The 13,329-nt window shown below is 69.0% G+C and carries 7 protein-coding genes and 1 pseudogene; 3 read left to right on the top strand and 5 right to left on the bottom strand.

The features are described from left to right. From KXS11_RS00005 to KXS11_RS00015, 3 genes and pseudogenes are all read right to left on the bottom strand, one after another. A pseudogene (locus KXS11_RS00005) lies at window positions 1-1,115 on the bottom strand (hypothetical protein); the annotation flags it as partial. A 396-nt stretch (window positions 1,116-1,511) separates the two neighbouring features. Continuing rightward, a complete protein-coding gene (locus KXS11_RS00010) occupies window positions 1,512-2,234 on the bottom strand; it encodes a polysaccharide deacetylase family protein (protein ID WP_437383303.1) in 723 nt (240 codons plus the stop codon). A 100-nt stretch (window positions 2,235-2,334) separates the two neighbouring features. Further along, complete coding sequence (locus tag KXS11_RS00015) at window positions 2,335-2,817, bottom strand: adenylyltransferase/cytidyltransferase family protein (RefSeq protein WP_437383305.1); 483 nt, start codon at window positions 2,815-2,817, stop codon at window positions 2,335-2,337. A gap of 233 nt (window positions 2,818-3,050) precedes the next feature. Here KXS11_RS00015 and KXS11_RS00020 point away from each other — a divergent pair, with 233 nt between their 5' ends. The 3 genes from KXS11_RS00020 (at window position 3,051) to KXS11_RS00030 (ending at window position 10,568) form a co-directional block, all read left to right on the top strand. Beyond that, a complete protein-coding gene (locus KXS11_RS00020) occupies window positions 3,051-3,731 on the top strand; it encodes a hypothetical protein (RefSeq protein ID WP_437383308.1) in 681 nt (226 codons plus the stop codon). 209 nt (window positions 3,732-3,940) lie between these two features. Further along, a complete protein-coding gene (locus KXS11_RS00025; RefSeq protein WP_437383310.1) occupies window positions 3,941-9,631 on the top strand; it encodes a PKD domain-containing protein in 5,691 nt (1,896 codons plus the stop codon). Window positions 9,632-9,641: 10 nt separating this feature from the next. After that, complete coding sequence (locus tag KXS11_RS00030; RefSeq protein WP_437383313.1) at window positions 9,642-10,568, top strand: glycosyltransferase family A protein; 927 nt, start codon at window positions 9,642-9,644, stop codon at window positions 10,566-10,568. On the opposite strand, the gene KXS11_RS00035 is transcribed toward KXS11_RS00030, so the two are convergent. Together KXS11_RS00035 and KXS11_RS00040 are read right to left on the bottom strand one after the other, a co-directional pair. After that, a complete protein-coding gene (locus tag KXS11_RS00035) occupies window positions 10,535-11,860 on the bottom strand; it encodes a hypothetical protein (protein WP_437383316.1) in 1,326 nt (441 codons plus the stop codon). The two genes, KXS11_RS00030 and KXS11_RS00035, sit on opposite strands and share 34 nt — an antisense overlap. Before the next feature lie 15 nt (window positions 11,861-11,875). Further along, on the bottom strand, window positions 11,876-13,318 hold the full coding sequence (locus KXS11_RS00040) for a Wzz/FepE/Etk N-terminal domain-containing protein (protein ID WP_437383318.1): 1,443 nt from the start codon (window positions 13,316-13,318) through the stop codon (window positions 11,876-11,878). Window positions 13,319-13,329: the final 11 nt, after the last annotated feature.

Consider the following 13,329-nt stretch of genomic DNA (forward strand, 5'->3'; position numbering starts at 1 on the left):
GCGTAGTACACGGTGTTCTCCAGCAGCGACTTCTCGACGAGCACGTTGTCGCCGTGGATCTTGATCGAGTCGACGTTGCCGACCACGTGCACGTTCCGGGCGGTGAAGTCCCAGCCCTTGATGCCGTCGAAGTACACCGAGGGGAACTCAGCGACGACGTCGACGTGGTCGATGACGAGGTTGTCGAAGCCGTAGTTCGTGATCAGGCCGGTGGCGAAGCCTTTGGCCTTGCCGCCGCGGACGATGGAGTTCTTGATCGTCACGTTCGGGGCCTTCACGTTCACGAAGCCGTGGATGTCGAGACCGTCGATCACCGTCCCGGCTTCCGTCACCGTGATGTCGCCGTCGAAGCGGGTGAGGCTCGTGCCCGCGGGAACCCCGGTCGTCGTGGCGGAGGGCTTGGCAGGGGCAGGAGTGCTTCCGCCACCGGTTCCGGCGGTGGCGGTCACGGTCGCAGCGTTGCCGAACGCGATCTTCGCGGCGGAGGCGGCCGTACCGGACAGGTAGCTCCACACACGCACCGGGCCGGCAGCGCTCACACGGGCGGCCGAGGTGTCCGAGGCGCTCTGCTGCCAGGCCGGCTTCGTCGCGCCGTCCACCCAGGCGCGCACCGAGAGTTTGACCGGGTTGGTGCCCGAGACGACGCCCTCGAGGTTGAGCTTCTGGCCCGTCTGCACGGTGACGCCCGTGGCGCCGCTGACGAGTGCCGTCTCGACCCCGCCGACGACCCGTGCGATGCTGACGGTCACCTCACCCGTGGAGAGGATCCGAGCCTTCGCGCGGTAGCCCGCTGCGGTCGACGCCGAGCGGAGCTGCACGGCGACGTAGGCGGTGCGCTGGGCAGGGACGGTGAACTGGGCTGAGGCGGTGACGTCGCCGAGGTTCGTCCCGGTCACGGTCGCGGCGGCGGATGCACCGGGAGCGACGGTCAGTGAGCCGGTGGTCGCCGCGTTCGCGGCTGTGGGGATGGACACCAGTGTGCCGATCGCGATGACGAGCGAGGCGAGGACTGCGACGAGTCGTCGTGACCTGGAGGTCGAGGTGGTCGGGTTGCTCGGGTGGTGCGTGGGTGCTGAGGCGTGCTTCGGGCGCGGTGAGAGATGGGTCCCAGTCATGGGTGAAGTCCTCCGTCGGACGTTGGATTACGGTTCGGCGGATCCTGGCCCCCCGGTCAGTCCCTGTTATCTGTTCGTTAACCTTGCAGGACTGCAGAGGGGAGCGCAAGTTCCCCCTGACCAGGAAATTTCTGATGCCCCCCCACCCGGGGTACCGAGCTTGTCGACACACTTTCCGGCTCGTTCGAGCTCGTCCCCGCGAGGTGATCCGTGTCGTGCGTTGACAACCGCGGCCGTGGCACATTCAGTGGCCCGGAGCGCCGAGGGCCACGATGCGCCCGTCCAGGGCATCGACCCGTCCGTGCATGATGTCCCCCGCTGGAGCTGAGGGTCAGCTGGGAAGTGGCGCGGCAGGAGTGGTGGGGTGGCGTCCGATGGCGTTCTGAGCCGGACGGATCACTCCGTGAAGCGGGCGCGGCGCACGGCTTTTCCCGTGCGCAGGGCGTCGCCGAGCGAACGGCCGATGAGGCCTTCGCGAGCGAAACCGCTCAACAGTTCGGCCGCGAGTGCTCCGCGGTCGACCTCGGGCTCCGGGCCGTCGTCGACGCCGTCTGCGGGGCCCGCGAAACCGTCGTGGGCGAGGAGGATGGAACCCTGGTGGCAGTGGCGCACGGCGTGGGCGACCCGCTCGTGCTCGCCGACGTCTTTGACGTCCCAGGCCGTGGCCGTCCACAGCACCGTCTGCAGACCGGCGCGCTTCACGGCCTGCCATGTGTCGATGCTCTGCGCACCGTAGGGCGGACGGAACCACTCGACGGTCTGGCCGCTCAGCGCTTCGAGCTCGCGCTTCGCGTCGAGGGTGCGTCGGTAGGCCTCCTCCTCGGAGAAGTCGGTGAGGCGGAGATGGTCGCCGCCGTGCAAGGCGATCTCGTGGCCCTCGGCGACGATGCGCGCCAGGAGGTCCGGGTGTTGCCTGGCTCGGCCGACGAGGACGAAGAACGTGGCTGTCGCGCCGGCCTCGGCGAGCGCGTCGAGGACGCCGGGAGTGCCGTCGGGACTCGGGCCGTCGCCGTAGGTGATGACGACGGTCCGCTCGTCAGTGGCGACGCCGACGATGGAGCCGTAGACAGGCAGCGAGCCGGTGAGGCGTGCCAGCAGTGCCTGCCGAGCCTTCGTCATGTTCTGCACCGCCCTGTGTGTCGATCCGCCGTCCAACAGTACCTCCCCGTCGAGTCGTTGGGGGAGTGGGTGGCGGAAGGTCCCGGGTGGTGCAGTGTGGTCAGGCTTGGACGACGAGCGTGCTGTCGGCGGTGCGCTGTTCTTCGAGCTGCGCGAGGGCGCGGCGGAGCGCGGTGCTCGACGTGCTCATCGTGTACGGGAAGTACACGACCTCGACGCCGACCTTCGCGAACTCAGCCTCGAGGCGCAGGCCCTCGGCGGTGCCCCGCCAGTCGTCGCCCTTGAAGAAGATGTCGAAACGGAGGGCTTCCCAGGCTTCGAGCTTGTCCTCCCAGGTCTCCTCGACGGCCTCGTCGACGAAGCCGATGTGGCGGACGATCTCGAGGCGCTCGGTGAGCGGGACGACGGGTTCGATGCGCTTGCGGGTGCGGAGCAGCTCGTCGGACACGACCCCGGCGATGAGGTAGTCGCATGCACTCTTCGCGTGGCGGAGGATGTTCAGGTGTCCGACGTGGAAGAGGTCGAAGGCGCCGGCTGCGTAGCCCACGCGGCCCTGTCGTGCTGTCGCCTGCTGATCGGTCATCGTCCGAACGCTCCCCACTCGAGTGTTTCCCTGTCGTTGTCGGCGCGTTCATTGAGCCATCTCCGAGGCTATGAGGGTCATCAGCGCTTGCCGAGTCCACTTTCAGGTGCCACCCGAGGAGGGGGTGCCGAGTAGCTGTGAGCGGGATGTGCCAATATGCTGCTGTCTCGGGTGCGTCGCTCTGACACCGCCCGAGACCGAAGACGAGCGCGAGCTCGGAATGGGGTACAGCGGTGAGCGAATTCGATGGAGACCAGCCGGCCGGGGAACGTGCACCGGGCCACGGCGCGCCACGATCCACGCGACGCACCGTCCTCATCGTCGCGGGTGTCGTCGTCGTCGTCGCCCTGATCGCGGTCTCCTTCCTCCTCTTCCGGCCCGGTGCGACACCCGATGCCGCCGCTTCCGGTTCGCCGAACGCGACCTCGTCGGCGTCCGCGAGCCCCGGTGCGACCACGCCGACCGGGGACGCGTCACCCAGCGGTGACGCCGCCGAGCCCGGCACCCGCCCCACCGATCCACCACTCGCCTTCGACGAGGACGGCGAAGCGCTGCCCGGGGTCACCGTGAGCGTGACGAAGCTCACAGCGGTGGAGGGCGAAGCGTCGGGCGTCGGCGAGATCGCCGGCCCCGCCGTGCAGGTCTCGATCACGGTGAAGAACGGCACCGATGCGAGCCTCGACCTGCGGACGATGCAGGTCACGGCCGATGCCGGTGCCGATCGGTTGTCGAGCAGCGAACTCAGTGGCCCCGGTGTCGTGCCGTTCCCGTCGGACCTCGCAGCGGGGGACAGCGCCACGGCGGTCTACGTGTTCGGGGTCGCTGCGGGCGACCGCGACGTGTTCCGCGTGTTCGTCGACACCGTCGTGACCGCCCCGGTGCTCGCCTTCGAAGGTGCGGCACCTCCGGCCTGAGTGAGGCATCGGCGCCGAACCGAATCCGGCGCGTGGAGTCGCCCGGCGAGGGGCGCAACGGTGGGGGTCAAAATGACCCGTGTTTGAGGGATGTTGGCCGCTTCCAGGCGCTGATAGCATCCGATCGCGCCATAGCACCCGAAGCTGTGCCGTGCTCTTCTTTCACCGTTACCGGTCGCTGTCCAGGCGACTGATGGGGGCACCCGATCATGACCCGAACTCTCTTCTCGAAGGCCGCTCTGGCTGCCGTGGCTGTCGCCGCGGTGCTGACGAGTGCGCTCATCGCGACACCCGCGTACGCCGACACCGCACCGGTCGATCCCGCGAGTCCCGCGTCGCCGACCACGGTGAGTGCTGACGCGCTCCCGACCGTGCAGGTGAACGGCGTGGTCTGGCAGCAGGCCATCGTCGGCGACACCGTGTACGCGGTGGGCAACTTCTCGCAGGCGCGTCCTGCGGGAGCCGCCGCCGGCGTGAACACGACCGCCCGGAGCAACATCCTCGCCTACAAGCTGTCGACGGGTGAACTCATCCAGAGCTTCGCGCCGAGCCTCACCGGAGGCGAGGCCATCAGCGTCGCCGCCTCGCCCGATGGCTCCCGCATCTACGTCGGTGGCTCGTTCACCGCGGTCAACGGTGCGACCGTCTGGCGCATCGCCGCGCTCAACCCGACCACGGGTGCGCTCATCACCTCCTTCCTCCCGAAGCCGGCTTCGACGGTCCGCGCAATTGTCGCGACGAACGACGCCGTGTACTTCGGTGGTCTCTTCACCTCCGTCGGCACCGACCAGCGCCTGCGTCTCGCCGCCGCGAAGGCCTCCGACGGTTCGCTGCTGCCGTGGGCCCCTGCGGCCGACGGTGGCCGTGTGAACGCGATCGTGCTGTCGCCCGACAAGACCAAGGCGGTCGTCGGCGGTCAGTTCACGACCGTGAACGGTTCGAGCAACCCCGGCTACGGCGTCGCCGCCGTGAACCTCACGGACGGTGCGCTGCTGCCGTTCGGCGCCAACAGCCAGGTGCGCAACGGTGGCACGCAGGCCGGGATCACGAGCCTCACCTCCGACAACGACAGCGTCTACGGCACCGGGTACGTCTTCGGCAGCGGGGGCAACCTCGAGAACAGCTTCCGTGCATCGTGGGACGGCGGTGACCTCAAGTGGGTCGCGGACTGCCACGGTGACACCTACAGCGCAGCGGTCGTCGGGGACGTCGTCTACACGGCGGGTCACGCGCACTACTGCGGCAACATCGGCGGTTTCCCGCAGACCGACCCCTGGTCGTTCTACCGCGGCATCGCGTTCAGCAAGTCCGCGACCGGCACGGCCACCCCGGACATCTACGGCTACCCGAGCTGGGGCGGCACCGCCTCCCCGACGCTGCTGAACTGGTTCCCGAACCTCGACACCGGCACCGCGACCGGCCAGAACCAGGGCCCGTGGGCCGTCAGTGCCAACACGCAGTACGTCGTGATGGGTGGCGAGTTCAAGAACGTGAACGGTTCGGGCCAGCAGGGTCTCGTGCGGTTCGCCGTCTCCTCGAAGGCGCCCAACACCCAGGGTCCGGTCGTCACCGGCTCCCGCTTCAACCCGACGGTCACCTCCTCGGTGAACGGGCAGGCCCGCATCCGCTGGACCGCCAACTGGGACCGTGACAACAAGAACCTCACCTACCAGGTGATCCGCGACGGCAACACGGCCCGTCCGGTGTACACCACCACCCAGGAGTCCACCTTCTGGCAGCGTCCGTCGATGGGCTACGTCGACACCGGTCTTACCCCGGGCCAGACGTACCGGTACCGGGTGTTCGCGACCGACCCGTTCGGCAACATCGCGCGCTCCGACACCATCACGGTGACCATCGCGTCCGGCGGCCAGAGCTCGAGCGCGTACTCCGCATCGGTGCTCGCCGACAGCCCGCAGACCTACTACCGCTTCGGTGAGTCCAGCGGGACCACGGCTGAGGACTGGGCAGGCTTCGCCGACGGCAACCTGAGCGGCACCATCTCCCAGAACCAGGACGGCTCCGGCATCGGGGACACGAACACGTCCTACGGCTTCGCGGGCGACAACAGCACCGTGACCACGCCTGACCCCTCGCTCGGCCCGGACACGTTCACGGTGGAGAGCTGGGTCAAGACGACCACCACGAACGGTGGCAAGATCATCGGTTTCGGGAACACCGCGACCGGGAACTCGAGCAACTACGACCGCCAGGTCTACATGGACAACGCCGGCCGCATCTGGTTCGGAGTCCACCCGGGCGGCGTGCGCACGGTCAACACCTCGAAGAGCTACAACGACGGCCAGTGGCACCACATCGCGGCTTCGCTGAGCAGCGCGGGGATGAAGCTGTACGTCGACGGGCGACTCGTCGCCAGCCGTGCGGACGTCACGTCCGGCCAGCCCGGCTTCACCGGGTACTGGAGGATCGGCGGTGACAACCTCGGCGGTTGGACGAACCAGCCGAACTCGTACTACCTGGCCGGCAACATCGACGAGGTGGCGATCTACGACACCGCGCTCTCGCAGGACTCGATCGTGAACCACTTCGTGGCCTCCGGTCGTACCTCCCCGATCCCGGCGGCTCCGGCCGACAGCTACGGCGCGTCCGTGTACAACCTCGACCCGTCGATCTACTGGCGCCTCGGTGAGACGTCGGGCCAGGTCGCGGCCGACTCCTCCAAGAGCGACCACGCCGGCACCTACACCGGACGGGTGAACCAGGGTGTCGACGGCGCGATCGCGGGTTCGGCGAACAAGGCTGCGACCTTCGACCCGATCAACCAGGGCGGCTGGCAGCAGGCCGGCGTCGCGAGCCAAGACCAGTTCAGCAGCCCGTCGAGCTACGCACTCGAGCTGTGGTTCAAGACGACCACGACCCGTGGCGGCAAGCTCATCGGCTTCGGCAGCAGCCAGACCGGCACCTCCGGCAGCTACGACCGGCACGTCTACATGGAGCCGAACGGTGCACTGACCTTCGGCACGTGGACGGGCCAGACGAACACGATCACCTCGCCCGCGGGCTACAACGACGGCACCTGGCACCACCTGGTGGCGGAGCAGTCGAGCGCCGGGATGAAGCTCTACGTGGACGGCTCGTTGAAGGGCACGAACCCGCAGACCTCTGCGCAGGACTACTCCGGCTACTGGCGGATCGCCGGTGACACCACGTGGAACGGCACCGACCCGTTCTTCGCCGGGACGCTCGACGAGGTCGCCGTCTACCCGACCCCGCTGACGAACGCGCAGGTGGAGAACCACTACGCACTCGGCACAGGTGTCGTCCCGAACGTGCCACCGACCGCATCCTTCACCGCCACCGCCACCGATCTGCACGCGCAGTTCGACGCGACGGCCTCGACGGACTCGGACGGCACGATCGCTTCGTACGCCTGGGACTTCGGTGACGGCACGACCGGCACCGGCGCGACCACCACGCACGACTACACGACGGCCGGTGCGCACACCGTGACGCTCACGGTGACGGACAACAAGGGCGCCACGGCGACCACGACCCGCTCCGTGACCACGAAGCTCCCGAACGTCGCTCCCGTCGCCGCGTACAGCCCGAGCGCCACGAACCTCCAGGTGGCCTTCGACGCTTCGGCCTCGGCCGACTCGGACGGCACGATCGCCTCGTACGCCTGGCAGTTCGGCGACGGCACGACCGGCACCGGCGTGACGACGAACCACACCTACGCAGCAGCCGGCAGCTACCAGGCCAAGCTGACGGTGACGGACAACGAGGGTGCCATCGGCGAGGTCACGCAGACCATCGTCGTCAGCGCTCCCGTCCTGGTCGCCCCGACCTCGCACTTCACGGCGGCGGCCGCCGGCCTCACCGTGAACGTCGACGGTTCGACCTCGACCGACGCCGACGGGACGATCGTCTCGCACGCCTGGAACTTCGGTGACGGGCAGACCGGCACCGGCGCGACGGCGACGCACGGTTACGCGGCGGCGGGCACGTACACGATCACCCACACCGTGACGGACAACGACGGCCTCACCGGCTCGAGCAGCTCCTCGGTGACCGTCACGGCGCCGGCGAACGTCCTGCCGACCGCAGCCTTCACGGCCACGCCGAACGGCCTGACCGTGGCGGTCGACGGATCCGCGTCGACCGACAGCGACGGCACCATCGCCTCGTACGCCTGGAACTTCGGCGACAACGGCACCGGTACCGGCGCGACGGCGTCGCACACCTACACGGCCGCCGGGACGTACACGGTCTCGCTCACGGTGACCGACAACCGCGGCGGGACGAACACCATCACGCACAGCGTCGTGGTGACCGCTCCGCAGACGCCCACCTCGCTCGCCAACGACACCTTCACCCGTGCGGTGACCGGTGGTCTGGGTGCGGCGAACAGCGGCGGCACCTGGAGCATCACCGGTGGCACCGCGAACGCGAGCGTCACGGGCGGCAAGGGTGTCCTGAAGCTGACCAAGGCGGGAGCCGGCGTCAACGGTTCGCTCTCGGGGGTCTCCTCGACCTCGACCGACGCCTCGGTGACCTTCAGCCTCGACAAGGTGGCCGACGGTGGTGGAGCGTTCGTCTCCCTCGCCGGACGTCAGGTCTCCGCGGGCAACGACTACCGGGCGAAGGTGAAGGTGGCCTCCAACGGCGCACTGACCCTGTACATCACCCGCACGGTTGGCGGCGCTGAGACGACACTCAAGACGGTCGCCCTCACCGGGACGTACACCGCCGGCACCGAGTACACGGTGCGGGTCCAGGTGGACGGCTCCAACGCGACGACCATCAACGCGAAGGCGTGGCGGACGTCCACGGCCGAGCCCGCCACCTGGCAGACCACGACGACCGACACGACGGCAGCCCTCCAGGCCGCTGGTACGGTCGGCGTCATGACCTACCTGTCCGGCAGCTCGACGAACTTCCCCGTCGCGGTCTCGTTCGACAACCTGTCTGCGGTCCCGGTCGGTGCGCCGACCACGCCGCAGCCACCGGCGAACGTCGCTCCGACGGCAGCCTTCACGCAGTCGGCGGCCGACCTGGCACTGACGGTCGACGCATCGACGTCGTCCGACAGCGACGGGACGATCGTGTCCTACGCCTGGGACTTCGGAGACGGCACCCTCGCCACCGGGGTCACCGCAACGCACAGCTACGCTGCGGCCGGCTCCTACACGGTCCGACTCACGGTCACCGACAACGCCGGTGCCACCGGTACGGTCACCAGTGTCGCGACGGTCACCGCTCCGGTGGTGCCGCCGGTGGACCCGCCGGTGGATCCTGCTGCGGCCTTCGCGACGGACACCTTCGAGCGGACGCAGGCGGGCGGCTTCGGCACCGCCGACACCGGCGGGGCGTGGACGATCGCGGGCGGCGCGGCCAATGCGTCGGTCGCTGCCGGCAAGGGCGTCCTGAAGCTCACCAAGGCGGGGGCTGGCGTCAACGCCTTCCTTCCGGGCGTCTCGGCGGCGAGCGCTGACGTCGCAGTGAACTTCACGCTCGACAAGCTGGCAGACGGTGGCGGAGCGTTCGTCTCCCTCGCCGGTCGTCAGGTCTCTCCCGGCAACGACTACCGGGCGAAGGTGAAGGTCGCCTCGAACGGTGCGATCACGCTGTACATCACGAAGACCGTCGCCGGCGTGGAGACCACGCTGAAGACCGTCGCCGTGGCGGGGGCGTTCGCTCCGGGAACCGAGTACACGATCCGCACCCAGGTGTCCGGCTCGGGTACGACGACGATCAACGCCAAGGTGTGGAGCACCGCGGGCGCTGAGCCGGCGGCGTGGCAGACCACGACGACCGACACCTCTGCCGAGCTCCAGGGCCCCGGGACCGTCGCGCTGCTCACCTACCTGTCAGGCAGCTCGACGAACTTCCCCGTCTCGGTGCTGTTCGACGGCCTCGTCGCCCGACCCGTGCAGTGATCGGACGTTGATGGCATCGGATCAGTCCAGGAGCGCGCCGTCGCCCAAGCAGGGCGGCGGCGCGCTGCGCCGTGCGCGGAAACGCGCGAAGCACTTCGTCGCCAGACTCGACACCTTCTCGCTGGGACTGTTCCAGCAGCGTCGGAGACGCTCGCTGCTCGGCACCGGTGAGGTCGTCGTGTCGCTCACGAGCTACGGCGTGCGGACGCAGGCCGTCCACACGACGATCGAGTCGATCGGCCGCGGCAGGGTCCGGCCGCGTCGGATCATCTTGTGGTTGGACGACCCGTCCGCCATGGACACGCTGTCCCCGGAGCTCCGCAGTCTGCAGGCACGCGGGCTGGAGATCGCCCTGTCGGACAACCTCGGGCCGCACACGAAGTACTGGCCGTACGTCGCGTCGCTCGGGGAGCACACCGTGCCGCTCGTGACCGCGGACGACGACATCATCTACCCGCGCGGTTGGCTCGAGGAGCTCCTCAGCGCCCACCACGCCCGTCCGGGTCTGATCTACTGCTACTGGGCCCGTGTCGTGCAGCAGGACGCCTCCGGTGACTTCACCCCGTACGAGTCCTGGCCGTCCGCGACCAGCACTGTTCCGTCGCCGGCGAACTTCGCCCTCGGCGTCTCCGGGGTGCTCTACCCGCCGGTCATGCTCAACGCGCTCCTGGCGGCGGGTCGGGCGTTCGAGGCCGTCACGCCGAAGGCCGACGACATCTGGCTGCACGCCGTCGCGCTCCGCGGGGGCATCCCTGTCGCGCAGGTCCACGAGAAGGCCGTCCACTTCCTCACCGTCCCGGGCACGCAGGTCATCAGCCTGCGCTCGGACAATGTGGCGGGAACGGGGAACGACGATGCGATCGCGCGCGTGTACAGCGCAGCGGATCGGACCGCGCTGGCGGACTACACCTCGAGCGTCACGCGCGACGGACGCTGAGCCGCGCGTCTGGCCGCTCGTCGGGCGGCGACGGTTCGCGGAGGGAGGGTCCGGAGCAGCTGCTCACGACCGAGCGAGGCGTCGGCCGTCGCGATGCCGATCACGGCCCAGACGAGCACCCCGGCCACGGATCGGGTGGCCAGGGCGCTGTAGGTCTGCGGGATGATCACCGCGAGCACCCCCGCCAGCATGATGCCCGGCATCGTCACCGTCCTCCGTGCGACGACGAGGAGGTAGACCATCGTGCCGAAGTACAGCAGCGCGAACAGGATGCCGATGTCGATCGAGTACATGAGGATCGAGCTCTCGAGGCTCGTCCCGAGCCCGGCGGCCGAGCCGATCCGGTAGCTCGAGGAGATGCCCTGACCGGTGATGAAGTAGTCCGGCCACTCGCGGGCGAAGAAGTCGAGGGCGAGGACTCGTGCGCGCGTCGAGCCCGTGTCGTCCTGCACGCGCCCGAGCACGCCGGTCGCGAGCGGTGACAGGGCAGCGGCCACGATCGCGGCTGCCGCGAAGACGAGACCGACGATCCGTGCGCCGGCGCTCCGCGTCGACATGCCGATGACGTAGAGCGCCGCCACGATCATGACGATGAGTCCGAGTCGGGACTGCGAGACCAGCGCCCCAGCGAACATGAGTGCGAGCAACGGGATCCGGACCCACCAGTGACGCAGCCCGGACAGCAGTGGGGTGACCACGCAGACCGCGAGCGAGAGGGCTAGCGGCTGGTCGAGGGTCCCCATCCAGCGGTCGTGCTTCGGGTTGAACCAGTACTGGGACTCGAATCCGGCGGCGTACACGACCGGTTCCTTGAGGGACCACTGCAGGATCGCGACGGCGACCGCGATGGAGGTGAGCAGGATCAGCAGGTTCCTGAGCGCTAGCAACCGCTCCCGGGTCGCGCTCTCCAGGATGAGGAGGAACAGGACGACGGGCACGAGGATCTGGTCGACCAGCAGGTTCATGCCACCGCCGTAGTTGCCGAGGCGGGTCGTGAGAAACGCGACGACGAGGACCACGGCCAGACCGCTGAACAGCAGCACGTGCTGCGCGAGCACGTCGCCGAGGCGCGGTCCGTTGTGGATGATCTGCATCGCGACCGTCGCGACCACCAACCAGGTGGCCGGGTGGAAGGCGAGGGGACCCGCGTTCTGCCCGGTGAGCACGTACCCGCCGACCGTCGGCACCAGGAACCAGAGGGAGATCGCGAGGCCGACGCTCACGATCGGCCGGTTGCGGAGGATCAGCGCCAGCGCGACGCAGACGAGGATCCAGACCAGGAGTTGGGTCATGGGGTCCGCTGCCGATCAGCTCGCGGGTTGTGTCGCAGACGGCGCAGGCTGGGCTGAGGCGTCCTCGGACCCGTGGTCGCCGATCAGGAGCGTCCCGAGCGCCTTGTCCATCCGCTGCGCGCGACCGCTGGTCGTGCGTCGTGGCGGTCGTGGCGAGGAGTTGAGGACGGTGCCGAGGATCAGCGTCTCCGCGGGGGCCAGGGTCTCGATCGCGCGCACCAGCTGCGGCTTGGTCGAGCGGTCTCGGCCGACGACGAGGACGGCGCCGTCGACCTCACGGCCGATGAGCGATGCGTCGATGCGGGGGAGGAGCGGTGGCGTGTCGAGCAGCACGATCGGCGCCAGATCGCGCAGTTCCTCCACGAGCGTGGCGAATCGCGGCGAGGCCAGCCCCTGGGCGCCGTCGATGCGGGCCGTGCCGGCCGGGACGAGGAGGAGCCCGGAGAGCGGCGTGCGCACCACGATGTCCGACACCTCGGCCGTGCCGGCCAGGTAGTCGCTGAGACCCGGACGGTCGGTCGAGCCGAACGCGGTGGTGAGCGAGGGATGCTGGAAGTCGGCGTCGACGACGATGACCGAGCTGTGGAACCGGGTGAGGACCTTCGCGAGCTGCCCCGTGATGAGGGAGCGGCCGTCGCCGGCGTGCGCGCTCGCAACCTGGAGGACGCTGTAGCGCGGCGTCGCGGACTCGAGTTCGAGGTTCGCGATCAACCGCTCCACTGCGATGTCGACCTTCGTCACGGAAGCGGGCTCCCGACCGCTCTCGCGCTGCAGGAGGAGCGGGTTCGGGTGCAGCCGGGGAAGCGTCGCGAGCACGGGCAGGTCGAGGGCGTCCTCCAACTCCGTCGCCGTTCCGACCGACCGCCGACTCGTCTTCCGGACGATCGCGATCGTCGCACCCATCGCCAAACCGATCACGGCGCCGAGCGCCAGGTTCAGCTGCTTGCGAGGGGAGACCGGCACCTCGTTGAGGGTCGGACCCGACACGACGTTGAGCTTGACGTTCGCCAGTTCGGCGTCGCCACGGTTGTCGAGCGACGACACGAGGACACCGAACTCGTCGGCGACGGCCTTCGCGAGCGCGTAGGAGCGTCCCTTGTCGGTGTCCTGCACCTCGACGCCGAGGAGCACCGTCTCGGGGTCGGAGTAGGCGTTGATGCGCGCGGTCACGTCGGCGACCGAGAGGTCCACGTCGCTCGCGTCGATGATCTGCCGGACCATCGACTCGCTCGTCAGGAGCTGGACGTAGGAGTTGATGCGGCGCTGGGCGAACTCGTCGGCCGCGAGCGCCGAACCGCCGACGTCGGTCTGCGTGGAGACGAAGAACTTCACGGTGCTGGCGTAGACCGGGGTGCTGATCGAGTTGTACACGCTGGCGAGGCCGAGGCCTGCCACGAGGGCGATCACGACGATCCACCAGCCGGTCACGATGGCACGTAGATATCCGAGCAATGTCACGCGTGTTCTCC

Origin of the sequence: Plantibacter flavus (assembly GCF_051487245.1) — a bacterium.
GTDB classification, from domain to species: Bacteria; Actinomycetota; Actinomycetes; order Actinomycetales; family Microbacteriaceae; genus Plantibacter; species Plantibacter flavus_B.

What these genes read in the sequence shown, in the direction of transcription:
- KXS11_RS00035 (WP_437383316.1), bottom strand. Translation starts at nt 11,860, where the DNA reads ATGACCCAACTCCTGGTCTGGATCCTCGTCTGCGTCGCGCTGGCGCTG.
- KXS11_RS00025 (WP_437383310.1), top strand. Translation starts at nt 3,941, where the DNA reads ATGACCCGAACTCTCTTCTCGAAGGCCGCTCTGGCTGCCGTGGCTGTC.
- KXS11_RS00010 (WP_437383303.1), bottom strand. Translation starts at nt 2,234, where the DNA reads ATGACGAAGGCTCGGCAGGCACTGCTGGCACGCCTCACCGGCTCGCTG.
- KXS11_RS00015 (WP_437383305.1), bottom strand. Translation starts at nt 2,817, where the DNA reads ATGACCGATCAGCAGGCGACAGCACGACAGGGCCGCGTGGGCTACGCA.
- KXS11_RS00030 (WP_437383313.1), top strand. Translation starts at nt 9,642, where the DNA reads ATGGCATCGGATCAGTCCAGGAGCGCGCCGTCGCCCAAGCAGGGCGGC.